Consider the following 23,089-nt stretch of genomic DNA (forward strand, 5'->3'; position numbering starts at 1 on the left):
GCTCTCCTCGGGTCGATCGTGGATTGCGCACGGTCGATGGCGACGAAAGGGGCCGAGGGTGGCTGAGGTGCGGGAGATGACGGTCGGAGTGCTGGGCGGCACCGGTGCGCAGGGCCGGGGGCTGGCGATCCGGTGGGCGAAGGCGGGCCTGAAGGTCGTGATCGGCTCGCGCAACGCCGAGCGTGCCCAGCAGGCGGCGGCCGAGATCGTCGAGATCGCGGGCGGTGACGTCTCCGGCCAGGACAACGCGGGTTGTGCGGCGGCATCGGACATCGTGCTGGCCGCGCTGCCGTGGGAGGGCCACGCGGAGACGCTGAAGTCGTTGCAGGCGGAGCTCGCCGGCAAGATCGTGATCGACTGCGTCAACCCGCTCGGCTTCGACAAGCAGGGGCCGTACGCGCTGCCGGTGCCGGAGGGCAGCGCGGCGCAGCAGGCCGAGCAGCTGCTGCCGGAGTCCCGGGTGACGGCGGCGTTCCACCACGTCTCCGCGGTGACCTTGGCCGATCTCGCGGTGACCCACGTGGACCTGGACGTCCTGGTGCTCGGCGACGACCGCGAGGCCACCGACGTGGTCCGCGAGCTGGCCGACGTGATCCCGGGCGTGCGCGGCATCTACGGCGGGCGCCTGCGCAACGCCCACCAGGTGGAGGCGCTCACGGCGAACCTGATCGCGATCAACCGCCGCTACAAGGCGCACGCGGGCCTCCGCATCACCGACGTCTGATCGGGTGACGCGCCCACGGCGCGTCACCACCATCGGCCTCGATCACCCGGAGCCGGCGCGATTCCCCCCCGGGGAGTTGCGCGGGCTCCGGGTGATCGGCGTCGTGCGGCGCGAAATTGTCCCCCGCCGCCGGGCACGGCACCCTGAGCGACGGAGGTGGTTCGTGGTGCTGCCGGACGAGGCGAGCAGTTGGAACGACGACGAGCGGGAGCGGGCGGACGCCCTGCTCGACGGGCACACCATCGTGGTCAACGTGCGCAAGGACGGCCCGCACAAGCACCTGGTGCCGTGGCTGGAGGAGCAGGGCCTGCTGACCTACGTGGGGCACGCCGGACCGCGGCACCACTGGCCGGAGTCGGAGTTCGCCAGCCCGTTCCTCAAGGAGGCGAAGATCGATCGCGAGGCGATGGTCCGGCACTACGAGCAGTGGCTGGACGAGCAGCCCAACCTGCTCGCGGAGCTCCGCGAGGGCGTGCTGAACGGCCGTGCGCTGGGCTGCTGGTGCGCGCCCAAGCCGTGCCACGCCGACGTGCTCGCCAAGCGCGCGGGCTGACCGCGCACCTTCGTGAGCGTTTTGGATCGGTATAGCAGTTTGCGGGCCTGCGTGGAGCAGGCCCGCAGCGCCGCCGACGAGCACAGCGTCGTCTGATCACATCTCGGCGCGTCGCCCGCCGTCCACCGTCCAAGCCGCGCCGGTGACGTAGGAAGCCTTGGGGGACAACAGGAATGCGGCGACCGCGGCCAGTTCCGCCGGGTCGCCGGACCGGCGCAGCGCCGCCGCCTGCTCGGCCTGCTCCTGGGCCTTCGGGTTCTGCGCGGCCAGCTCGCGGGCTCGTTCGGTCTCGAAGCGGCCGGGCAGCAGCGCGTTGACCCGGACCCCGCGCGGCCCGACCTCGTTGGCGAGGTCCTTCACGAAGCCCTGCGTCGCGGGCCGGGCGACGTTCGAGCTGGCCAGCCCGGTCAGCGGCTCCGCGCCGGAGGTGGAGGTCAGGACCACGATCGAACCGCCGTCGCCGAGTTCGGCGGCGACCTCGCGGGCGATCCGGATCGGGGCGATGGTGGCGATCTCCAGGCCGCGGCGCAGCGTGTCGTCGTCGAGCCCGCTGGGCAGCCCGGCGGGCGGGCCGCCGTGGCTGACGAACAGGCCGTCCAGCCGTCCGAACTGCTCCCGCGCGTAGTCGATCAGGCGGCGCGGAGCGGCGGGGTCGGTGAGGTCGGCGGCGAGCCCGCGAGCGCGGTCGCCGAGCGCGTCGACTGCGGCAGCGGTGTTGTCCTCGGACGAGGACGACACGACGACGTCGGCGCCCTCGTCGACGAGCGCGCGGGCGGTGGCGAAGCCGAGCCCCTTGCTGGCGCCGGTGACGAGGAAGCAGCGGCCGGAGAGATCGAGATCCATGCCCGGAACCCTAATCCGCACCGGCGGAACCCGAAATCTTCCACCATCCGGAACCGGGTTCGGCGACCCGCGGTTTCAATTGAAACTGCGCCGGAACCCGCCGGGCACGTCCACTTGCTGGGAAACCCCGGTTTCAACCGAAACCGGGGCCTCGCCGGGCCTAGGGTGGGTGCATGGCCGAAGCGCAGTTCGCGGCGGAGACCTCGACTCGGGGCGAGTGGGTGCGGCAGGCGAACCGGTTCACCGAGCGGATCACCGCGGACGGCTCGTCCCGGTGGCCGGTGGAGCCGGGCCGGTACCGGCTGGTGGTGAGCCTGGCGTGCCCGTGGGCGCACCGGTCGGTGATCGTGCGCCGCCTGCTCGGGCTGGAGGACGTGCTGTCGCTGGGGATCGTCGACCCGATCCGCGACGAGCGCGGCTGGCGCTTCACCCTCGATCCGGGGGAGAAGGACCCGGCGACCGGGATCGCCTTCCTCTCCGAGGCGTACCTGGCCGCCGATCCCCAGTTCGCCGGCCGCTACACGGTCCCCGCGGTCCTGGACGTCGCGGAGCGCGAGGTGGTCACCAACGACTACCCGCAGCTGACGCTCGACCTGTCCACGGAATGGGCCGCGCACCACCGCGAGGGCGCGCCGCAGCTGTACCCGGAGCACCTGCGCGCGGAGATCGACGAGGTCAACGCGGGGGTCTACGCCGACGTGAACAACGGCGTCTACCGCTGCGGCTTCGCCACCTCGCAGCAGGCTTACGAGCAGGCCTTCGAGCGGCTTTTCGCGCGCCTGGACCGGCTTTCCGAGCGCCTGGCGGATCGCCGCTACCTGGTCGGCGACGCGATCACCGAGGCCGACGTCCGGCTGTTCACCACGCTGGTGCGCTTCGACGCCGTCTACCACGGGCATTTCAAGTGCAACCGCCAGAAGCTCGCCGAGATGCCGGTCCTGTGGGCGTACGCCCGGGATCTGTTCCAGACGCCGGGATTCGGCGACACGGTCGACTTCGACCACATCAAGCGCCACTACTACGCGACGCACCACCAGATCAACCCGACCGGCATCGTCCCGGCGGGCCCGGACCTGTCCGGCTGGGACACGCCGCACGGCCGGGAAGCCTTGGGCGGCAAGCCCTTCGGCACCGGCACTCCGCCAGCCTAGAGCCTCAGGAGTGCAGGGGGCTGTGCGCACAGCCCCCTGCACGCGCGGATCAGAGCAAGGGCCGGAGGTGCGCGTGGGCCCAGGCGCCGAGAGCGGTGGGCGTCGTGGTGAGGATGCTGCGCTTGTCCTCGGGGACGAAGTTCTCGCGCAGCCCGGTCGACATGCCGACGATGCCCTCGACCTGTCCGCTGCTCAAACCGGCCGATCGCAGCGAGGCGCGGAACTCGTCATCGGAGATCCGCTCGGCGCGCACCTCGCGCCCCACTGCGTTGCTCAGGATTTCGGCCACCTGCTGGAACGTCAGGTCTTCGGGGCCGTGCACGGCCTGCACGCGGCGTCCCGACCAACCGTCCGAGAGCAGTCGCGCGGCCACGACATCGCCGATGTCGCGGGGATCGACCCAGGACATCGAGAAGTCCAGGGGCCACGGGGTGCGGAGCACGCCCTCGCGCAGGCCTTCGAGCTCCATGAGCAGGTTGGTGAAGAAGTACCCGCAGCGCAGGTGCAGCACGTCGGCGCCGGTGGCGTCCAGCTGTTCCTCGGTGCGGGCCAGGCCATCGATCTCGCCGGCTCCGTGGCGCTTCTCCGCGCCGACGCTGCTGAGGAACACGGTGCGGGCGATGCCGTTCTCCCGCACCGCGCGCGCCGCGTTGGCGCCCATGCGGGCGTAGCCGGCGGCCGGGTCGTCGTCCGGCGTGGGCGGGTCCACCCAGAAGAGGCGGTCAGCGCCCTTCGTCGCCCGGAGGACGAAATCGGCATCCCCCTGGTCACCCTGCACGACGTCGACCCGGTCACGCGTCGCCGCGTCGAGCTTGGCGGGTTCGCGCATCAGCAACGTCGGGCGCACGCCCGCCTGCAAGAGCAGTCGCAAGACTCGGGATCCCACGTGTCCGGTGGGTGTGGTGACGACGATCTTCTCGGGTTCATGTGCCATGCCCCGGACGCTACGGTCGGTTGTGGTCGAATCCTGGCCACAATTCCGGTTAGGTTCGAGTGCGATGACGGATCCGAGCACACGGCTGTTGGAGTTGCTCTCGCTGCTGCAAAGCGGCCGGAGCTGGCCCGGGGCTGAACTGGCCGCGAGGCTGGGCGCGTCACCGCGCACCCTGCGGCGCGACCTCGACCGCCTGCGCGAGCTCGGCTACCCGGTCTCCTCGACGCGCGGACCGGGCGGCAACTACCAGCTCGTCGCCGGTCGGGCCATGCCGCCGCTGCTGCTCACCGACGACGAGGCGGTCGCCACCGTCGTCGGCCTGCGGATCGCCGCGCTCACCCAGATGGGCGGGGCCGGCGATGCTGCCGAAGGTGCCCTGCGCAAGCTCGAACGCGTCGTGCCGACCCGGCTGCGCGCTCGGATCCAGGCGCTCACCTCGGCAACCGAGACGACCTCCCGCGCCACCCAGGCGCTGGATCTGCGAACCGTGCAGCTGCTCGCGACCGCAGCGCACATGCACCAGGACGTGCGCTTCGACTACACGAGCCGCAGCGGGGAGCACACCGAACGCCGCGTCGAGCCCTACCGCCAGGTGCTGTTCGACCGCCGCTGGTACCTGCTGGGCTGGGACCGCGACCGCGCCGACTGGCGCACCTACCGCATCGACCGGATCGGCGAGCTCGGCGTTCCGGGCACCACCTTCGCGCCCCGCGAGCTGCCCGCCGACGATCCGGTGAGCTTCGTCCAGGACAGCGCCCGGTTCCCCCGCGGGCGGCGCGGCGTGGTGCGCTTCGCGGCGCCGGTCTCGGTGGTCTCCGATCGGCTGATCGCCGAAGCCGGGTCGCTCGAAGCCATCGACGACACCAGCTGCCGCTACGTCACCAGCGTCGAGTCCTGGGAGTGGTTGTCGGTCGCCCTCGCCACGGTCGGCGTGCCCTACACGATCGAGTCCCCGCCCGAGCTCATCGGCTACTCGCGGGAGCTGGCCGATCGCATCGCCCGGGCCGCCGGCGGCTGATCCGGGGTGCGCGGCCGCCGCCGCGCACCCCGGCGCACCTCAGTGGAAGGAGTGCTCCGCGGCGGGGAAGGCGTGGCCGCGGACGTCGTCCGCGAAGCGGCTGGCGGCGTCGGCCAGGATCCCGCCCACGTCGGCGTAGCGCTTCACGAACTTCGCCGTGCGGCCGGTGTTCATGCCCGACATGTCCGTCCAGACCAACACCTGGGCGTCGCAGTCGGGCCCGGCCCCGATGCCGACCGTCGGGATGCGCAGCTGCCCGGTCACCCGCTTCGCCGCGTCCGCCGACACCATCTCCAGCACCACGGAGAACGCGCCGGCCTCCTGCACCGCGAGCGCGTCCGCGAGCAGCTCGTCGGCCTTGTCGCCGCGGCCCTGCACCCGGTAGCCGCCGAGGCCGTGCTCGCTCTGCGGCGTGAAGCCGATGTGGGCCATCACCGGGATGCCCGCCGATACCAGCGCCTCGATCTGCGGGGCGTAGCGGCGGCCGCCTTCGAGCTTGACCGCGTGCGCGCGGCCTTCCTTCATGAACCGCGTCGCGGTGGCCAGCGCCTGCTCCGGCGACGCCTGGTAGGAGCCGAACGGCAGGTCTGCCACCACCAGGGCCCGCTCCGCCGACCGGGTCACGGCGCGGACCAGCGGCAGCAGCTCGTCCACGGTCACCGGTAGCGACGACTCGTAGCCGTAGACGTTGTTGGCGGCCGAGTCGCCGACCAGCAGCACCGGGATGCCGGCCTGGTCGAAGATCCGCGCGGTGTACATGTCGTAGGAGGTGAGCATCGGCCAGGGTTCGCCGCGCTCCTTCAGCTGCTGGAGGTGGTGGATGCGCACGCGCCGCTTGGCCGGCGTGGATCCGTACGGCGCCGCCGTCTCACCCTGGTTCTGGGCAGCAGTCATCGTTGACCGTCCTTTTCCTCGAGGCCCACATCGCGGGTCCCCGGGTAGTTGCGGATGGTTGCGGGGGAAAGCGTCGCACGCGCTCAACCCCGCCGACACATCCCGAGGGCCAACATCACAGTTCAGCCGATCCAGGGCTCCGCGATGCGCGCGTAGGTGCCGTCGCGCAGCGCGAGGTTGAGCCACTGGTCCACGTACTGCTGGAACACGACGTCGCCCTTCGGCAGCAGGTACGCCTTCTCGCTGAAGGTGAACGGCTGGTCGGGGTGCACCGAGCACAGCTCCGGGTGCTGCCTGGCCTGCCACTTGGTCTCGGCGGCGTCGGTCATCATCAGGTCGGCCTTGCCGTCGAGGATCTGCTGGAAGATCGTGTTGTTGTCCGGGTGCTCGACGATGGTGGCCTGCTTGAGGTTCTGCTTGGCGAACTGCTCGTTGGTGCCGCCGGGGTTGACGACGGCGCGGACGCCGGGCTGGTCGATCTGCTGCAACGTCTGGAACCGCGCGGCGTTCTCGCAGCGGGTGATCGGCGTCTTGCCGTCGACCACGTAGGCGGTGCTGAAGAAGGCCTGCTTCGCGCGGTCCAAGGTGATCGACACGCCGCCGACGGCGATGTCGCACTGCGCGTTGAAGTCGGCGACCAGCGTCTTCCAGGTGGTGGGCACGATCGTCGCCTTGATGCCGAGCCTGCCCGCTAGGTCGTGCGCCATGTCGATGTCGATGCCGCTCCAGGCGCCCGCCGCGTCCCGGTAGGTGAACGGCCGGTAGTCCCCGGTGCTGCACACCCGCAGCTCACCGCGCTGGACGACGTCGTCCAGCCGGCTCGCCGCGGGCTTCGCCGGCTCGACCGGCGTCGCGGAGCACGCCGTGCTCAGGGCGACGACGGCCGCCGCGGCCAATCCGGAACCGAACTTCTTCCACTGCATGACGCCCGCCTTTCGATCTTCGCGGAACATGCATAACCGCTCGGACCCGGGAAGGCCAGAGCGATGAGTTCCGCGGCACCGCGAGGTCTGCACCTCCAGGAGCGGTTCGCGAGAGGAGCACACGATGGACGAGCAGTTCACCGCGACGCTGCAGAAGAGCCCGAACCGGGGCGGCTGGACCTACGTCGTCTGGCCGCGGTCGGCCGAGTACTTCGGCACCCGCGGCCTCGTGAAGGTCCGGGGCACGATCGACGGCCAGCCGTTCCGGAGCTCGTTCATGGCGCTGGGCGATGGCACGCACAAGCTTCCGGTGAAGGCCGAGGTCCGCAAGGCGATAGGGAAGGAGGCCGGCGCCGAGGTGACCGTCCGCCTGCTGGAGCGGATCGCGGACTGAGTCCGGTTCGCCCACAACCACTCCTCGGCTCGCGCGTCCCACGGACGTGACCGCAATGGAGCAGAGGGAACCGGTGGAGATCAAGTCGGCCTGGGCCTGGGCGGGGTTGGCGGCGACGGTGCTCGCATCGAGGGTCTCACTTCCGGCAATAACGGGAAAAACAACGATGCAACCAAACGGCCTTCCAGGCGTCTAAAGACCGGGAGCGCGTGGGAGCGCGGGAGGGAGGCAACTGGGGGTGCCTCCCTCCCGCCGGCCGAGCTCCTCGAGGGGATACTGCCCCGGTGACCGCCTTCTACCACGTGTGCTTCGTCGTGCCCGACGCCGAGAAGGCGATGCGCGACTTCGAGTCGTCCGCGGGCGTCGAGTGGAACGAACCGCAGGCCGCCCGGCTCGGGAACTGGGACTACCGGATCGTCTTCACCAAGGGCGGGGCGCCGTTCATCGAGCTGATCGAGGGCCCGCCGGGCAGCCCGTGGGACGCGTCCGCGGGCGCCAGGTTCGACCACCTCGGCTACTGGACGAGTTCGCTGGAGACCGGCGCGCGCCGGCTCGCCGACCAGGGCTTGCCGGAGGAGTTCTCCGGTTGCCCGTACGGCAGGGCCTTCGCGTACCACCGGATGGACTCGATCGGGGCCCGCATCGAGCTCGTCGACGCATCTCGCCAGCCGCAGTTCCTGCAGGCGTGGAACCCGGCCGGTGCACCGATGCCCGTCATCGACGAACGTCCCTGACGAGAGGAAGGCGCCCTTTGTGCCGGGCGCCTGAAACAACGCGGGCGGATGTGCCCTGGCCAGCATGAACAGTGCTGAGGAGCGCCGACGTGCCGGTACGGTTTCCGGCCCATTCGAAACCGCCCGATGCGTGCTTGTCGAACACCCTCAAGATCGCGCATAGTGGGATGGTGTCGGCTGGGGGCATGCCTCGCGGTGGCAACCTGTTGCGCCACCGCGATTTCCGGCGCCTCTGGGTCGCTCATTCGATCAGCGAGCTCGGCACGCGGGTCAATCACATCGTGCTTCCGCTCCTCGCGGTGACCGAGCTCGATGCCACCGCATTCCAGGTCTCGTGTTGACAGCGCTGGAGACGGCTGCCTTCCGGCCAGAAGGGTTGAAAGCCGGTCCCATGTGGACAGACGTTCGGCCTGATGAGTGCCCGTGAGTGCTTTTGGTTGCTATGGCGGGCAATCATTTGTGTCCCTATATTGAGTGTATGGGTGATCTCGGGGTTGGTGCAGGTCAGGGGCAGCGGCGGCCGGTTTTCGATTCCTACGCGCGGTTGTCGCGGGTGCCGGAGACGGGGGAGCTGGAGAAGATCGAGACGCAGCACGCCGACAACCGCACGGTGATTGAGCGTCTCGGTGGGGTATTGGGTGAGGAGCTGGACGACGGCTTATCGGCATGGAAGAAGGGGGTGCGGCGGCCGGATTGGGAAACGCTGCTAGAGCGGGTGCGTACCGGCGAGTCGGACGGCATCGTGGTGTGGCACACAGATCGGTTGTTTCGCCAGCCGCGTGACCTGGAAACGCTGATCGATCTGGGCGATGAAGGGTTCCTGGTCGCCTCTGCTCATGGGCAGCATGATCTGGCTAGCTCCGATGACCGGTTTATCCTGCGGATTCAGGTTGCCCAGGCCGCTAAGTCCAGTGACGACACGCAGCGGCGTACCAAGCGGAGGTTTGCGGTGTTGCGGGAGAAGGGAGTTGCGCACGTCGCCGGGCGTGCGTTCGGTTTCCCGGGTAAGGACCGCACCCAGCCGCGCGGCCACCGCCAGGAGGTTCCCGCCGACGTGGTGGAACGGGAGCGGGCCGCGTTGCGTGACGCCAGCCAGCGGGTGTTGTCGCGGGAGGTCACGCAATCGGATATCGCGCGGGAGTGGAACGCCGCCGGGTTGCTGACCGCCACCGGCAACACGTGGACCCCGGTGGCGGTGCGGGGCGTGTTGCTGCGTGCCCGTAACGCCGGTTTCGTCGAGCACGACGGGGTGATCGTCGGCCGCTCCCAGGATGAGCCGGTCATCTCCGAAGAGACCTTCGAGCGGTTGCAAGCACTGTATGCGGGCCGCCGCCGGGGCCGGGTTGCCGGAAACACCTACGTCGCGTCCGGGATCGTCGAGTGCGGTGTCTGCGGTACACCGGTGTCCGGGAAGCCGCACCAGGGCACCTACCCGGACGGGGTCAAGCGCCGCCAATACCGGTGCAACCCGTCCCGGCGTGGGTGCGGGAAGGTCGCGGCGGATGTGCGCGCGGTCGATCGTGAGTTGCGGGCGTTCGTGATCGAACGGCTTTCCGATCCCCGCCACGCGCAAGCGATCTCCGATACCCGGTCCCGTACGACGGCACGGCTGGAGGAGGTGCTTGCCGAGATTACCGAGTGCGAGGCGTTGCAGCGTGGCTTGTCGGAACGGCTGGGGCGGCGGGAACTCACCCTGGACAACTTCGACCGCGCGAACGAACCTTTGGTGAAGGACCTCGCCCGTCTGACCGCTGAGCGTGACACCCTGCGAAGCCCGGCTACGCCAAGTGGGCCGACCGAGGCCGAGGCCGCCGAGACCATCGCGGTGAAATGGGACAACGGCACGGTTGCCGACCAGCGGGGCATGCTCACCCGTGCGTTGAGTGGCGAACGGATGGTGATCGACCCAGCCCCCAAGAACGGGCGCCGCACCTTTGATCCCGCCCGGGTGCACCCCAAGAACGCAACCCAACCGGCCGCCTGAGCCTTTCATTCAGGGGTGTGATCCTGCCCGGTTCGGCGATCACCGATCCGGCGCAGGATTCCCGCCACCGCCGCCAGATCCTCACCCGTCATCGGAGGCATGGACCGCACCACAGCCCGCCAACGTGCCCGCCGACACGCCTCATCGTGATCCCCTTCCGGGGGTCGGCCGGCATCGGGGTGGCCGGTCACGCGGGACCTCCACCATCCCCCGCCCGCCCACCCGGCGCGGCGCGTGGTCCCGCCAGCAGCGTTTGTGCCTGCTGGTATTGGGCCTTCCACCGTCGTCGTTCGGCGACGGCTTGCAGGATCAGCAGGGCGCGGGAGGGCGCGTCCGGATCAGTCGGCGAGACCGGCTCCCAAGCAACGCGTGCCTTCTGCTCTGCGTCGGTGGCGACGACCGGCAGCCCCGCCGCATTGAGTACTCCGCGTACGTGCTCCTGCCGGTCCGTTTGGTGATCGGACAAGCGCTTGCCGGTCCAGGCCCGCGATACCAGCACCCGACGCCCCGCGACACCCAGGGTTTCCCGCTTGTGGGCGTTGCCTTTGCACTGCCCCGGATTCATCCGGGAATGCGCGCCCTGGGGCTGGATGCCGTGCAGCAGCCACACCGGACAGCGTGGCGAACAAGGCGTCACCGCAAGTTCGGCTAGCAGCCAGTCTGCGTGCTGCCGGTGCGCCTCGCTGGCGTCGGCGTAGGTTTCCCCGACCGACTTGGTGACGTACTTGGTCAGATACTTGATGTGCCGGTTGGCTTCCTCCGTGCCACCCAGCACACCCCGGATGTCCACCTGATTGCCGAAACGAACCACATGCGCCGGGTCATCATCCTCACCCGGTAACGCATCCTCGAAGCTGCGCAACGGTTCACGGGTGTCGGGATCACACCACGCCGAGCGTTCCGGCACCCACACCGGCACCCGCCGTCCGCCGTAGACCGGATCACCATGCTCAGGCCACCACACTTGGTGATACGTCGCCGCCGCCACCTGCTTGATCACGTCCCGCGGAATACTGCCCCGAAGCGCGATGTGCGCATGCGGAGCCAGCCGACGCTGCGACTCAATCGCGGCGAAATACTGCACCTTCCACCCGACCGCGCGCCGGAGGTTCTGAAAGAACCGGTCCATCTGCGCGGCGAAATGCACCGCATCCCGCGCGTGCCGCCGGTAGTCGTAGGCCTTCGGGTCCACCGGCGTACCCAGAAACGCCGCATCCTGCTTGTGTGTCTTGCCGCAGGCGCAGCGCTGCACCCGCCCATCACGCACGTACGCCGAGTGCACCGCCCCATAGGAATCCAGCGTGGTCGTGACCATCATCGACGGCCGGTATTTCCCCGCGTACTCCCGGCCGATCGTGCGGTTCTGCACCGGCTTGCGCGGTAGATCCGGCGCGTCCTGCCGCCGCCGCGTGGATCGCACCCGCCGAGGCTTCGTCTCGTCCTGATCCTCATCGTCCAGACCGGGCAGCTTGCCCCGCACGTCGTGATCCTCGCGCAATTGCCGATCCACATCGGCCAGATCCGCCCGGATCTCTTCCAACTCCTCCAGGTTGCCGGACGCTTTCGCTTCCAGCCCCATCCCCAACAGATCCGCGCGAAACGCCATCACCGACTGCGCACCCTCATCCGGCTCACGGGGGCCGATATCGGGCTCTTCGTTCAGGTGCCAGCCTTCGGCCAGTTGTGTTTCCCGTAGCCGCTTGTTCCGCATCGCGCATGGGCCACATACCGAGCCTCGGCGACTCCCGCACGCGATCCCGACCAACCGTGACTCCCCGGTGTCCAGGTTCGTCCGCCGTAACACCACCGGATGCCCACACACACCCTCGGCTTCCGCGACCGCCACCGCGACATCCAACCCACGCGGCCCCCGCAATCGCCGCAGCGCGGTTCCCGCCGACTCGCCGCCGTTGTCATCCACGACAGCGCCACCGTTGTCTCGTGCCACACCACCACTCACGATGCCCCCAGGCCGTAATCCGTCGTTGTAGAAGACCGGTTTCCGCGCCTGCGGACTATTCACGTTCCGGAGCGGGGGAATTCGCCATCAGGTCGAGCAGTTCGGCCACCAGAAGTGCCATGTTGTCGCGGAACTCACCGTTGTCATGCTCAGCTCGCACGATGTCGATGCGCGCCCGGGGATCGTGTAATTCGGTGCCCCCGATCACGCACGGCCCGTCGATGTCGACAGCGCGCCACACCTGCGGAAGCACGGCCGGAAGCGACGACACACGAGACCAGGGCAATTGCTCTGACGCCGCCCGCAATTCATCCGTGACGTGCAACTCCCCAACAGTCCACGCCGCCAGCCGCTCACCCAACAACCACGCCAGCCCCGCACGGAAATCCCTACCAGCCCACAGGAAACCCTCAACAAACAGCGTGACATCCGCATGGTGATCCGCCCGGCCACCGTAAATCACCGCCTGGCCGCTCGACGCGAAATGAACCAACCACAGAGCAGGCAGCAACCCCAGAACGTCGCGGTTCTTCAGCACCAACACTATCCCCCTTCTGCGCAACACGAATTCCCGAATCCACCCCAGCGGACCCGGTACAAAGAAAAATCCCCTTGATCACCACGGTAAGGCGGAATCAAGGGGAGAAGTAGTGATCAGCGGACGGCTTTCGCCGCTACTTTTTCCAGGCCAGCGAGGCGGCCGGCATGGGTGGGGAACGTGCGGGTCTGCCTGGTGAGGTACCAACCCACGAACACCTGATGGACAGGATGACGGCAGCCCGCACGTTCCCCGCTTGAGAGACGAAACCCCAGCCAGGTTCCGTCAGTTGCCGGGTGCGGCGTACTCGCGCGCGATCCGGCGGATTTCGTGATCGTCGGTGTATCCGGCACGGACCCGCAGCGGTTCCCGTACCCCTTCGGCCACCACGTAGCCCAGCCCCGGGGTGGAGCGCTTGATGCGATCCGCCCACGCGCCCAGTTGCCAAGCGCCGTCACCGAGCACCATGTCCGCCTGGCTCGGACTATCCAGCCGCAGCGCGACCCGGTACGGGAACAAGCCACGCAAGGGGTTGATGTCCTTCGTCGGTTCCTGCGCGAAACACATCACGGCATGCCCCAGCGCTCGTCCCTGCGTCAGCGCCAACCCGAGCAGCCGTTCCGCCTCGGCCCGGAGCTTCCGATCCGCCAGGTACTTCGTCACTGCCGCCAGTTCATCGACAATCAGCAGCTCTAGCGGATGCTCGATCGAGGGCGCGACTTTGCGGGTGAGGCCCCGAAGGTCCCGCTTGCGCTGTGACATGCGATCCACGAACCCGGTCAGGACTTCGATGATCTCTTCGGGTTCTTCCCGCGCGTAGTGCGCATACAGCGGTTTCCCCGGTTCGGCTTCCATGCCGCCTTTCGGGTCGATCATCGACAGCCGCACCCGGCCGCAGGCGATCGCGGGAGCAACTTGCCGAACCACACCCCACAGCAGCGACCCTTTCCCGGCCCCGGTCATCCCGGCCCCGAACACGTGCGAGCCCAGCAGCGGCACCCGCCACGGCTGCCCGGACTCACCTTCCCCAATGTGGACGTCATCCAACGGCATCGTTTCCCCAGGCAACGACGTGATCTCCGGTAGCGCAACGGGCCGCTCCAGCGGATCCCGGCGCAGAAAGTTCACGCTGACGACGCCGGGGGAGACTTCCCGGATCGAGCAGCGTTGCACCTTGCGGGCGTTCGCCAGGCTTTCGGCCGCCAGCTCGTAGTCCCGCTGGCGTTGGCCCGGCAGCATCCGCACGTGCACTTCATCCCACCACCGGCCCGAGGTCACCGACCGCAGCCGAGGCACGACCGGTTCCGCGAAGTCCTCATCGTGGAACACCAGGTGCGAGGCCCGCGCCCACCGAGGCCACCGCAGTTCATACACCCACATCCGCAGCGCACCGGCACGCAGATGCCGCCAACAACGGCGCTCGAAACTCGCTGCGTGCACCAGCCGCCACACCACACCAGCCGCCACCACACCGCCGGCCGCGATGACCAGCGACACCCAGCCCCACGCCCAGGACCAGACCGCGCCCACGATCGCCGTGAGCAGCATCGCCGGGTGCCGCAGCAACCACCCCGCCACCGCGAACGCCATCGTCACGATCGCTTCCAACATTTCGGCTACCTCGGTAGCCACGTCCATCTGCCGGTGCGCGCCACCACCCGACTCCCACGGGTTGTGTTCCGGCCCGCGCCCTCGGCCTCGTGATCCCCTTCCACGCATCACACCAACCAGCCCCCGATTGTTCGCAGAAATGACAGCGGCCCCGGCCCACCGAGTAACGACACAGAGGTGGACCGAGGCCGACCGTGAGAGGTCGTCAGCTGAGCGTCATTCCGTCGCAGACCACCCCCGTCCCGCGTCCTCCAGCACATCGGCGAACTCGCGAACCGCCGCGATCGCCCGCACCATCCGCGCCCCCAGCTCACTGTTGCTGTCGGTCAACGGCATGGCCGCCGCCGCCACTTCGTCAGCGGCATTGCCGATGTCTTGGCCGTACCGTTCGACCTCGCCCGGCTCCACCGGATCAACCATCACCGAGCACCCCCGAACTCGCCGAAGTGCCGCACCCGAGACCGCACGACGTGCAGATCACTCCACACACCCCACAGGGCAGCCCGAGCGGCCCGGTAGGACTCCTCTACCGACGGCGGAAGCGCCTCTCCACACACGTCCCAGGCCCGCGAACACAGCTGATCCAGCTCGACCACCCGGGCGAGGATCCGTTCCGTCTGCACCCCCACGTCAGCAAGTGCCCTGCGGTCGGTCACCACCCGCCACGCCTCGGCCACCGTCGCTGCCACACGCTCACCCCCGTTTCTGCCTCACCCGCAGCCGCCGTTGTTGTTGGCGCGCATGAACTCCCACACGAACGAGCCTTGCGATTCGTGAGCCGACAGGATCCGGTGACCACAACGGATGCAGACCACCACGAGCAGTTCCTCGTCCGACTCCCACACCACGATCACGAAGTGCCGCTCTGGCCCACATGACGCCGCCCTCACGCCGCCCCGGACAACGGAGGCCCCTCACTGTGTACCCGGGTGAGCACCAACCGGCGTGTCTGCGACCAGCCCGCACGCGCCGCCAACGCCACCAACAACCGCTGGCAACTCTCCGAATTCCCGCGCAACGCCGCCGAGACCTGCTCCACCAACTCCCGGATCTCCGACTCCGCCGGGTCGCTCATGCCACCCTCCCCAGGATCGCGCGCCCCTGCTCCCGGTACCGGTGGGCCAACGTCTGCGCCCGGTCCGCCAACCCGGTCTTACCCAGTGCCGTCATGCACTCGGCCACCAGGTCGAGCATCACCGCGAAGTGAAAGAACATCTCACCCCGCACCGCGCGCACCACCTCGCCGTCGTCGCTGTTTTTCAGCAGCTCCGTCAACGCCACCGTGAGTACGTGCTCGTCCGCCACGCATCCCCCTTTCTCTAGCCGATTTCGTCGATGAACCGCGCCGAACCACCCAGCGCGGAACGGTGAAACGCCCTTACCCCGACCTCGCCGTCCGGGGCCACGTGCAGCTCTTCCAACTCACCGCACCAGGTGCACTCACCCAAGGCATTCACTTCCGGGGCCGGAACCAACATCGGCTGCACCGGCTCCCGCTCCGGCCCGACCTCCGCGCCCCACCTCGTACCCCACTCGCTCGTCACCACCACACCCCCTTCCACCTAGGAAAACCAACCAAGGTGACTGTCCGATATGGATCTCACGGTTCCGAGGCCCCGCCGGCCGATGGCAGGCGGGGTCAGCCGTACCGCGGCTTCCTGCGCCTCCGGCTTCCGGACTCGCCCACCGCGCCTTTCATCCGCCGGTACAACGCTTTTCGTTCACCAGCGGTCATGCCGCCGATGACGCCAGCCACCACGGACACGTCAGTTGCCGACGAGGTTTCCCGGCCGATGGCATCCCGCAAGCACTCCACCATCACCGGGCAGCCACGGCAGACAGCGCGCGCCCGCTCCACCTTCCGCGTCCAGTCCAAGCCCTGTTTCGTTTCGGTGAAGAACATTTCGGGTTTGTCCCGGCATGCGGCCTCGTGGTGCCATTCCGGGCGCTCACCGCCGCGCCACAGCCGCCGGACGAACAGCCGCCACACCGTCGAAGGATCGAACCGTTCCCGCTCCGGGCCGTCGAGGCCGTCAGCCATCAACACGCCCCGTGCGTATCAGCATCCGCAGCCGAGACGTCAACGACGATCTCTCATCGGCGGTCAACTCCGCCGCCACCGTCTTGCCCGACGTGACCGCCGCCAGCAGTTCAGCGACCAGCCAACTCACCGACTCCGTGAGATCACGACCGCCGCCCCTGGCCTGCTCCACACTGATGAACACCTCCGGGTCACCAGCCAGAACACCCCCGAGAACGAAAAACGACCCCTCACCCGAATCCGTCACCAGCCACTCACGGGGCAACGAGCCCACCATCGACGGCCCCGGCCGTAACGCGGCGTCCTCCTCCCAACGCCGCGCCACGTCAGCTCCCCTCCGAACCCGCCGAAGAACCACCTGACGACCGGCCCGATTTCGGCCCCGGCTTCGACCCCGAAAGCGCCGACACGATCCCGCTAGCCCGGTACGCAAACGTCAGATAGCGGAACTCGCCCTGCCCACCCAAACGCGGCTGCGCCGTCAGATCCTCGAACCGCACCACACGAACATTCATCGGCATTCCCGGCACCGGCTCCGGCAACTCCGGCTGCTCCGCCGCCAGAATCTCTACCGTCACCGACTTTTCACCGTCTCGTGGCGACGACGGGTCCGAGATCGTCAGCTTCCACACCGGCAATCCCGTCACCGGATCCATCCGCTGCCGAGGCGGAAGACCCCGCGAACGATCCTGCGGCGACTGCCGCTCATTCGCGGGCTCGACCTCAGAGACGGCCAACGCTCCCTCAGGAAACGCGTTGTCAAACGACACCGGGAACCGGAAATTACGCGGCAACGCCATACAAAAATCCCCCTAACGCAAACCCGAAAAACAGGCCTAACAATTCCCCGGACCGGCTCCCCCGAGCACGTCCCCCGCAGTCGATCTTCCGGAGATGACTCCAACGTAACCCCGGAAAACCCGCCCACAAGCCAACTACCAGCACAAACAGATGTGGTTTATACCACGCCGGGCAACCCCTACCCGCGCGCGAAAATAGGCCCTAGCCTGGAAGGTTTCCAAAAAGGCGGGATCGCTAAATAGTGACTAAATGCCGCAGGAAACTACCACCAGACGAGTGACCGCTGTACTCAAACGGCCTAATCTTGCCATTTCATAGCGTAGCCGTAAAATCTGCGTACAAATTCACTCGGCGAGACCGGCGGCCTGCTATCCGGGAACTTCCCACGCTGAAAAGCCAGCCGCTACCCCCGATCGTCGGGGCGAAGCTCGCTAGCGCTCCACGGCACTTCGTCACGTGAAGCAGCCGATCCGATCGGTGTCGTCCATGCACACAAAGCCCCCGCCTGTAGCGGGGCGCTGCGCTGCTACGCCGTCAGACCTTGAGCCCTAGCCAGGCAGTGAAGTTGGCGATGCTGTCGGACTTCCGACGCTCCGCGAGCGCGATCGCTCGCGCAGTCTCATGCACCTGCGGGTGATAACGCGTCTGCTGCGGAGCCACCCGCCGAGCCTTGTCCAGCGCCTGCAGCGCCTTGGAATGCTCCCCAGACAACACCCACGCCCGAGCAACATCTTGCCAATGGTGACCCGCTCGCGTCGCAGTTACGTCGGGCGGAATCCGCAGCGCCGAGCCATCGCGCGCCGCTCGCCCAGGATCACCAATCTCAAGCGAAACGGCCGTGTCGTGAATCTCGACATTTCCAGGACCAAAGCTCGTGTCGTAGGCATCCGATTGGCGACCGATGAGTACGCCGAATTTACGCGCTTCTTTAATGTGTTCGCGAGCGCGGTCCGACTTGCCATGACGCGCACTAATGATTGCGCCACGAAGGTGCGCCGCTCCGCGAAGCGCAAGCACGCCTTCATTGTCTGTCTTGCCGTCAAGGACGTTCAGCGATCGTTCGACCAGTCGTTCGCCTGTCTCGTAAGCGGCGTACGACATCAGCAACAGCGACCGCTGCTGTGCAGCATGAGCAAGCAGGAGAGGGTCATCAGATTGCGCTGCTGCGGCCTCCATGCGATCAACTGCCTGTGTTGCCAAGGTCAACCAGCCGAACCGGTACATCATTTGCGCGGTGTTTGCATAGCCCTGCGCAAGCAGAGTAAACCCGTACTCTTTTTCAGCCTGTGTCGGAGCTACTTCGATTGCCCCGTATATCTGTCGCAACAGGATGTGCATAGAGCTGAGTGCCTGGCGGGCCCTATCAGTCCGCCTGTTCTTACGGACCGAGTTGATCGCACTTGTCAAGTCCTCGAACGATTCTGGCTCTAGAGGGCTGACGTATGTGCCTTCGGCGAACAGTGTTCGAAGTTCCGCCAGGCCAGAGATGCCGCCGTCATCTTCGAGGAGATCACGGTAAGGCTGCCCGTATAGTTCTTCGGTCTCGATGTTGAGTGCTCGCGCGACCGCAGCGACGAATGCAGGGGAAGCCGGTTCGCGACCTTGCTCCACTGCCCGAACCATGCTTGTGCTGTAGCTGGCCCGCTGGGCCAGTGCGTGTTGGTTGAGGCCCGCGACCTTGCGCGCCATCGCTACGCGTTCACCGATCGTCAAGCCTGACGCAGCGGGGGGCATGTTGGCCTCCTGACGTTGAACTACAGCAGCAACAGCGTACGTGCCCACGGCCCCCACACGACACCGCTAGCGCTCACTGTCACTTTCCTGTCACTCCACGCACACGAACCCCTCTAGCTTCGTAATCACACGAACACCGAACGTAATCGCTCTTGAGGGGAGTGCTCACGATGTGGCCGATACCTGGGGAAACGGTCTCTAGTGATCAAGCGCTATCCAGGCCCGCGGTTCAGCCGGCGGTGACCCAGCCGTGACCGCCTCACGCCGGACGTGGGTGGACTGGACGGGAGTCCGCCACTACCGCCTCGACGCCCACACGACTCGGTGCGGGCGCGTGATCTCGCTTCCCGATGCCGGTACCGCAATCACCGCCGGGAACTGCTGGCAGTGCTGGCCACCCGATCACCTCGTGTGCCCACCGAGATCCCCTGACCAGAACCTGTGAGGCCCGCGCATGCCACAGCGAACGTTCTCAGCCGACCACGCCACCACATGGCGGTGCGCCGCGAAACGCTGCCTGTTCACCGACCCGGATTCCACCGTGGTCAGGCAGCACGAGTACGACGCCCACGGCCCCGCATGGATGGCCGCCGACCAGGCCCCGCCACAGCCCGCCGCCGAGGTGGTGAGCCCGCAGTGAGCTCCCTGTCTTTCCGGACACTGACCAGCCTGAACAACATCAGCCACACCATCCAGAGCGGCGCGACCCGCGCCCTGTGCGGTGTTCCCCTCACCAGCTTGTTCCCGCAAGACCCGCAACGTCCCGCGCCAACACCGTGCTCGTTCTGCCCGGGGGAACTCGCCCACCTGCGCAGAAAGGCAGCCGCCCGATGAGCGCCAGCACCGCCACGGCCGGGCTCCCGGTTCGCACCCCCCGCAACACGGTGTTCCACAACCACGCTTCCTCTCCCGTCGACTGGTTCGCCGAGCACAGCGAGACCGGCGACGAAACCGACTACGCGGACGTGTGGATCGATCACCACCGTGTGGCGCACGAGCGCCATCCGACCCGCGACGGCATGACCCACTGCGGCACGCGGATTCTCGGCAGCGACGCCCCCACCCACGCCCGTATTTCCGCAGTGGGCTGCCACCTCTGCGCCGCCGCAAACGCCCACTCCCCGTAAGCCCCGGTGCGGGTGTCGACAGTCCGCCCCCCGACCGGCACCCGCACCGGAACCACACCCCCAAAACAACCGCCTGAGCACGGCCACTGCGGTGCAAAGCCGCCCACAAGTTCGGTCCGGTGCTGCCGCCGCCGATCCCCTTCGAAGCACCGGGCCGCGCCTGGCCAAGGCACGACAACCCCGTACCGCTGCCTTGGCCAGGCACCCAAACATCACCAACCGTCCACAGTGAACACCCAGAAGGAGAATTCAGTGACCATTGCTGAACAGGCACAGCAACTGCAAGCCCTAGCCGACGAAGTGCCCGTTGGCCAAGCCGAAGCGATCAGGGGACAGCTCGAATCCATGGCACAGCAGGTCACTGGCATCCTCGGGGAAACCGCCAGCGCCCAAGAGCTCCACGGCCACATCGGAGCCGTCTCCAACGAAGTCGGCACCGTCACTGCTGGGCTCGAACACCTGCGACAGATGGTCATCGACAAGGCCGCATACCACCAACAGTAATGAATGACCAAACAATCAGCGGTCAGGCGGAAAACCTCCGTCTGGCCGCTGACGCCATACCACTGACCGACGCCAACTCGCTCTGCGACGCCATCGAAACCCTCCGGGACCAGCTCGCCGAAATCCTCGGCACAGACAACGAAATCGTCAGCCAGGCACACCACTTGGCAGAAACCGCAGCCAATATCGTGCGCACGCTCGCGAGTCTCCGCAGCAAGATCCAAGACGTGGGCGGGCAACACCACGGAAACGCAGGAACTCACCAACCCGCGAGCACTCCCAACCCTACGACCCGCCCGCAAACACCTGAAAAACCCTACGACCGCATACCAAAACCGCAGATATCCAAACCGAGCCCACTGCCAACAGGAGTCACCGACGACCCCGAAACATGGCCCGGCAGAATCGAAGACAACGGAACCACCGACGAACAGCGATTCAGTCCCGACGAAGCCTCTGTCGCTAAACGGCTCGCCCAGATGGGGCGCAACATTGTGCGAAGGTTGCCAACCAGTGATCGCCGTACAGCTGACGCTACCGTGAACGGTCATGCAGTAGAGTTCAAGACACTACAACAAAAAGACGGTAATATACCGACGCATAAAACTGTAAAGAAAATGCTTCGTAATTCACAGAAAAACGGAGGGCAAAGTTCCGACGTTATCGTCGACGCAAGACGAACAGACCTAACGTCAGATGACGCAGTCAATGGTTTGAAGGCTTTCGTAAACGCCCCTGGAAACGAGAACAAGCTCACCCAGGTAAGGATCTGGGGAAAGACTTTCGACTTCAACTGGAAACGAGAAAGCTGATGCCCAGCTACTTTGAAGTATTCTTTGGCAGTAGCAGCCAGGGATCCATAGTTGACACTATCGAGCACATTATTGGACTTAAGCTCGACCCAACCGAGGAAGAGTATGCAGACTTCATCGGGGTACGCGATTCCGGTACCGAACATTTCGTCTCCTTCGAGCTACTGCTTAACCACAGGCTTGACTACGAGGCTGACGAAGACACCGGGATCCCTTTCAATCAGATGCCCAGCAGTCTGACCGTTCGAGGACCGCGAGGCGACGAAGAAGAACACAAGCAGATCACACAAGACGTCTTCCTTAAGTTGAAGAACGGAGGATGCAAACCGATCTATTTCGTCTACGACGTCGACCAGGTAATCCAATTCTGGGATCCGGACAAAAAAGGCGACCCCGAGGTTATGGAATTCTGGGAGCCTGACCAGGAAGACGATCACGACACGGACGCCTGACCCGCTATAGCGCTTCGCCCTGCTTCGGCTCGACTTGCGCCCGGAGCAGGGCTTCACGTAAGCCGTCATGACCAGCATGGCCGCACAAGCGTTGCGCGTGAAGCCAACGTGGGTGTCTGGTGAACGTTAGTGAACGTGAGTTGTTACCGAAATTCTCTCTAATCAAAATCAGAGGTAATGGTGGAGAAGCTAACGCCGGGCGAGTGGATATCTGGGGAACGGCGGGTACAGCTTAGCGCCGAGGTGGCGCAAGAGTACCTAAGCGGCGAAACAGTCACAGACATAGCACAGCGGCTCGGACGTCCGAATACTTTCGTTTACACGCTCTTGCTGGAGAGCCGTACGCCACTTCGCGGCTCCGGAGTCCGCACGACACCCAAACTTACCTAGCGACACGAATCAGTAACGTGTTGCCGAATTTTACTAGGATCAACCGGCAACCCATGGCCAAACCGAAAACTCTGCCGCCTCACGGCACCTACAGCAGATATCAAGCCCACAAGTGCAGATGCACCCAATGCAGAGAGGAACACACCAGATACAGGAGGGAGACAAGACAACGAAAATCACAGATGAAAGTCCCAGACGGCAAACACGGGACCATCTACACCTACAACGAATACGGCTGTAGGTGCGAGCAATGCCGCGAAGCCAAAACGAGCTACAGCAAGAAATGGGCTTCCCAGCCGGTGCGCCAACACGGCACCAAATCCTCCTACAGCGATCGAGGCTGCCGCTGCGACCAATGCAGAAAAGCAGCCACCGACTACCAGCGACAACGCCGCGAACGACTCAACACCGCACGACGCGACACCCAGCAGCCAGCCACCCCGAGAGATCACGACAGCACGACTTAACGCGACTTAACGCGATGTATTGCCGAATTTCTCTCTACTAGATCAAGGGGCGCCGCCAAGGCGGCGCCCGCCGGGGATCCGCGCGGGCTGCGCCTGCGGCCTGGCGGCCGACCGCGCCCGCGCACCCCGGCAGCCCCTTTGGAAGGACGCCCACTCGGGAAGTTAGGTTAAGTCGTTAGATGACTCGGAAGGAACCTCGGGCAACCGCGTTGACGTCTCCTGCGCAAGATTTCCATCACGAAGGCTCCATTCGTTAACCCTCGCTCGGGTGTGCTGGGTGTCGGGGTGGTCATCACCAAGGACCCGACGGCGGATCTTGAGCACCGCCCTAAGCTCGCGTTCGGCCTCCTCCAACTCACCCCGTTTGTTCAACACACTTGCGAGATTGGCCCGCGCTGCCAGCGTGTCGGGGTGGTCATCACCAAGGACCCGACGGCGGATCTTGAGCACCGCCCTAAGCTCGCGTTCGGCCTCCTCCAACTCACCCCGTTTGTTCAACA

31 protein-coding genes are annotated in these 23,089 nt (G+C 66.6%); 14 read left to right on the top strand and 17 right to left on the bottom strand.

Annotated features, from left to right (window positions below; all coding sequences use genetic code 11):
• Window positions 1-58: 58 nt before the first annotated feature.
• The gene (gene npdG, locus AB0H93_RS35480) at window positions 59-724 is read left to right on the top strand and encodes an NADPH-dependent F420 reductase (protein WP_358579160.1); all 666 of its coding nucleotides are present in this window, start codon (window positions 59-61) and stop codon (window positions 722-724) included.
• Window positions 725-890: 166 nt separating this feature from the next.
• Window positions 891-1,277: a DUF4326 domain-containing protein gene (locus AB0H93_RS35485; RefSeq protein ID WP_132488204.1), complete on the top strand. Its 387-nt coding sequence runs from the start codon at window positions 891-893 to the stop codon at window positions 1,275-1,277.
• Window positions 1,278-1,373: 96 nt separating this feature from the next.
• On the opposite strand, the gene AB0H93_RS35490 is transcribed toward AB0H93_RS35485, so the two are convergent.
• Window positions 1,374-2,120 carry an SDR family oxidoreductase gene (locus tag AB0H93_RS35490; RefSeq protein WP_358579162.1) on the bottom strand — a complete coding sequence of 249 codons (747 nt, stop codon included), beginning with the start codon at window positions 2,118-2,120 and terminating at the stop codon, window positions 1,374-1,376.
• Window positions 2,121-2,293: 173 nt separating this feature from the next.
• Here AB0H93_RS35490 and AB0H93_RS35495 point away from each other — a divergent pair, with 173 nt between their 5' ends.
• Window positions 2,294-3,271 (top strand): glutathione S-transferase family protein, encoded by a 978-nt coding sequence (locus AB0H93_RS35495; protein WP_358579164.1) that lies wholly within the window; start codon window positions 2,294-2,296, stop codon window positions 3,269-3,271.
• Window positions 3,272-3,320: 49 nt separating this feature from the next.
• On the opposite strand, the gene AB0H93_RS35500 is transcribed toward AB0H93_RS35495, so the two are convergent.
• Window positions 3,321-4,205, bottom strand: coding sequence for an NAD(P)H-binding protein (locus tag AB0H93_RS35500; RefSeq protein ID WP_358579166.1), 885 nt, complete (start codon window positions 4,203-4,205; stop codon window positions 3,321-3,323).
• A 64-nt stretch (window positions 4,206-4,269) separates the two neighbouring features.
• On the opposite strand from AB0H93_RS35500, the gene AB0H93_RS35505 reads away from it, so the two are divergent.
• Window positions 4,270-5,223, top strand: a complete 954-nt coding sequence (locus tag AB0H93_RS35505) for a YafY family protein (protein WP_358579168.1) — start codon at window positions 4,270-4,272, stop codon at window positions 5,221-5,223.
• A 39-nt stretch (window positions 5,224-5,262) separates the two neighbouring features.
• On the opposite strand, the gene panB is transcribed toward AB0H93_RS35505, so the two are convergent.
• Both panB and AB0H93_RS35515 read right to left on the bottom strand, forming a co-directional pair.
• Window positions 5,263-6,117, bottom strand: a complete 855-nt coding sequence (gene panB, locus AB0H93_RS35510) for a 3-methyl-2-oxobutanoate hydroxymethyltransferase (RefSeq protein ID WP_358579171.1) — start codon at window positions 6,115-6,117, stop codon at window positions 5,263-5,265.
• A 122-nt stretch (window positions 6,118-6,239) separates the two neighbouring features.
• Window positions 6,240-7,040, bottom strand: a complete 801-nt coding sequence (locus AB0H93_RS35515; protein ID WP_358579174.1) for a transporter substrate-binding domain-containing protein — start codon at window positions 7,038-7,040, stop codon at window positions 6,240-6,242.
• A 124-nt stretch (window positions 7,041-7,164) separates the two neighbouring features.
• Here AB0H93_RS35515 and AB0H93_RS35520 point away from each other — a divergent pair, with 124 nt between their 5' ends.
• From AB0H93_RS35520 to AB0H93_RS35535, 4 genes are all read left to right on the top strand, one after another.
• Window positions 7,165-7,434 carry a DUF1905 domain-containing protein gene (locus AB0H93_RS35520; protein WP_358579176.1) on the top strand — a complete coding sequence of 90 codons (270 nt, stop codon included), beginning with the start codon at window positions 7,165-7,167 and terminating at the stop codon, window positions 7,432-7,434.
• Between the two features lie 284 nt (window positions 7,435-7,718).
• Window positions 7,719-8,168 (top strand): VOC family protein, encoded by a 450-nt coding sequence (locus AB0H93_RS35525; protein ID WP_358579178.1) that lies wholly within the window; start codon window positions 7,719-7,721, stop codon window positions 8,166-8,168.
• 134 nt (window positions 8,169-8,302) lie between these two features.
• Window positions 8,303-8,509, top strand: coding sequence for a hypothetical protein (locus AB0H93_RS35530; RefSeq protein ID WP_358579181.1), 207 nt, complete (start codon window positions 8,303-8,305; stop codon window positions 8,507-8,509).
• 137 nt (window positions 8,510-8,646) lie between these two features.
• Window positions 8,647-10,152, top strand: a complete 1,506-nt coding sequence (locus tag AB0H93_RS35535) for a recombinase family protein (protein ID WP_358579184.1) — start codon at window positions 8,647-8,649, stop codon at window positions 10,150-10,152.
• A 187-nt stretch (window positions 10,153-10,339) separates the two neighbouring features.
• Here the strand turns inward: AB0H93_RS35535 and AB0H93_RS35540 are convergent, their stop codons facing one another.
• From AB0H93_RS35540 to AB0H93_RS35595, 12 genes are all read right to left on the bottom strand, one after another.
• Entirely contained in the window at window positions 10,340-12,100 is a 1,761-nt protein-coding gene (locus tag AB0H93_RS35540; protein WP_358579187.1) for a replication initiator, read from the bottom strand.
• A gap of 67 nt (window positions 12,101-12,167) precedes the next feature.
• On the bottom strand, window positions 12,168-12,650 hold the full coding sequence (locus AB0H93_RS35545) for a hypothetical protein (RefSeq protein ID WP_358579190.1): 483 nt from the start codon (window positions 12,648-12,650) through the stop codon (window positions 12,168-12,170).
• A gap of 285 nt (window positions 12,651-12,935) precedes the next feature.
• Entirely contained in the window at window positions 12,936-14,261 is a 1,326-nt protein-coding gene (locus tag AB0H93_RS35550; RefSeq protein ID WP_358579192.1) for an FtsK/SpoIIIE domain-containing protein, read from the bottom strand.
• A 216-nt stretch (window positions 14,262-14,477) separates the two neighbouring features.
• Window positions 14,478-14,681 (bottom strand): hypothetical protein, encoded by a 204-nt coding sequence (locus tag AB0H93_RS35555; RefSeq protein WP_358579194.1) that lies wholly within the window; start codon window positions 14,679-14,681, stop codon window positions 14,478-14,480.
• 290 nt (window positions 14,682-14,971) lie between these two features.
• On the bottom strand, window positions 14,972-15,115 hold the full coding sequence (locus tag AB0H93_RS35560; RefSeq protein ID WP_358579197.1) for a hypothetical protein: 144 nt from the start codon (window positions 15,113-15,115) through the stop codon (window positions 14,972-14,974).
• A gap of 32 nt (window positions 15,116-15,147) precedes the next feature.
• Window positions 15,148-15,336: a hypothetical protein gene (locus AB0H93_RS35565; protein ID WP_358579199.1), complete on the bottom strand. Its 189-nt coding sequence runs from the start codon at window positions 15,334-15,336 to the stop codon at window positions 15,148-15,150.
• Complete coding sequence (locus AB0H93_RS35570) at window positions 15,333-15,566, bottom strand: hypothetical protein (protein ID WP_358579201.1); 234 nt, start codon at window positions 15,564-15,566, stop codon at window positions 15,333-15,335. The genes AB0H93_RS35565 and AB0H93_RS35570 overlap by 4 nt, the downstream gene beginning before the upstream one ends.
• Before the next feature lie 14 nt (window positions 15,567-15,580).
• Window positions 15,581-15,748 (bottom strand): hypothetical protein, encoded by a 168-nt coding sequence (locus tag AB0H93_RS35575; RefSeq protein WP_358579203.1) that lies wholly within the window; start codon window positions 15,746-15,748, stop codon window positions 15,581-15,583.
• Window positions 15,749-15,900: 152 nt separating this feature from the next.
• Window positions 15,901-16,302 carry a WhiB family transcriptional regulator gene (locus AB0H93_RS35580; RefSeq protein WP_358579205.1) on the bottom strand — a complete coding sequence of 134 codons (402 nt, stop codon included), beginning with the start codon at window positions 16,300-16,302 and terminating at the stop codon, window positions 15,901-15,903.
• Complete coding sequence (locus AB0H93_RS35585; protein ID WP_358579208.1) at window positions 16,295-16,627, bottom strand: hypothetical protein; 333 nt, start codon at window positions 16,625-16,627, stop codon at window positions 16,295-16,297. Before AB0H93_RS35585 ends, AB0H93_RS35580 begins: the two co-directional genes overlap by 8 nt.
• A gap of 1 nt (window position 16,628) precedes the next feature.
• Window positions 16,629-17,102, bottom strand: coding sequence for a hypothetical protein (locus AB0H93_RS35590; RefSeq protein ID WP_358579210.1), 474 nt, complete (start codon window positions 17,100-17,102; stop codon window positions 16,629-16,631).
• A 535-nt stretch (window positions 17,103-17,637) separates the two neighbouring features.
• The gene (locus AB0H93_RS35595; RefSeq protein ID WP_358579213.1) at window positions 17,638-18,885 is read right to left on the bottom strand and encodes a helix-turn-helix transcriptional regulator; all 1,248 of its coding nucleotides are present in this window, start codon (window positions 18,883-18,885) and stop codon (window positions 17,638-17,640) included.
• Window positions 18,886-19,291: 406 nt separating this feature from the next.
• Between AB0H93_RS35595 and AB0H93_RS35600 the strand changes: the two genes are divergently transcribed.
• The 6 genes from AB0H93_RS35600 (at window position 19,292) to AB0H93_RS35625 (ending at window position 22,122) form a co-directional block, all read left to right on the top strand.
• Window positions 19,292-19,477 carry a hypothetical protein gene (locus AB0H93_RS35600; protein WP_358579215.1) on the top strand — a complete coding sequence of 62 codons (186 nt, stop codon included), beginning with the start codon at window positions 19,292-19,294 and terminating at the stop codon, window positions 19,475-19,477.
• A 190-nt stretch (window positions 19,478-19,667) separates the two neighbouring features.
• A complete protein-coding gene (locus tag AB0H93_RS35605; RefSeq protein WP_358579217.1) occupies window positions 19,668-19,964 on the top strand; it encodes a hypothetical protein in 297 nt (98 codons plus the stop codon).
• A gap of 252 nt (window positions 19,965-20,216) precedes the next feature.
• Window positions 20,217-20,468, top strand: a complete 252-nt coding sequence (locus tag AB0H93_RS35610) for a hypothetical protein (RefSeq protein WP_358579219.1) — start codon at window positions 20,217-20,219, stop codon at window positions 20,466-20,468.
• The gene (locus AB0H93_RS35615; protein WP_358579221.1) at window positions 20,468-21,280 is read left to right on the top strand and encodes a hypothetical protein; all 813 of its coding nucleotides are present in this window, start codon (window positions 20,468-20,470) and stop codon (window positions 21,278-21,280) included. Before AB0H93_RS35610 ends, AB0H93_RS35615 begins: the two co-directional genes overlap by 1 nt.
• Window positions 21,280-21,732, top strand: a complete 453-nt coding sequence (locus AB0H93_RS35620) for a hypothetical protein (protein WP_358579223.1) — start codon at window positions 21,280-21,282, stop codon at window positions 21,730-21,732. Before AB0H93_RS35615 ends, AB0H93_RS35620 begins: the two co-directional genes overlap by 1 nt.
• 177 nt (window positions 21,733-21,909) lie before the next feature.
• Window positions 21,910-22,122, top strand: coding sequence for a helix-turn-helix domain-containing protein (locus AB0H93_RS35625; RefSeq protein WP_358579226.1), 213 nt, complete (start codon window positions 21,910-21,912; stop codon window positions 22,120-22,122).
• A gap of 629 nt (window positions 22,123-22,751) precedes the next feature.
• Here AB0H93_RS35625 and AB0H93_RS35630 read toward each other — a convergent pair.
• Window positions 22,752-23,087: a tetratricopeptide repeat protein gene (locus tag AB0H93_RS35630; protein ID WP_358579228.1), complete on the bottom strand. Its 336-nt coding sequence runs from the start codon at window positions 23,085-23,087 to the stop codon at window positions 22,752-22,754.
• Window positions 23,088-23,089: the final 2 nt, after the last annotated feature.

This window comes from Saccharopolyspora sp. NPDC050642 (genome assembly GCF_040654735.1).
In the GTDB taxonomy this organism is placed as follows: Bacteria; Actinomycetota; Actinomycetes; order Mycobacteriales; family Pseudonocardiaceae; genus Saccharopolyspora; species Saccharopolyspora elongata.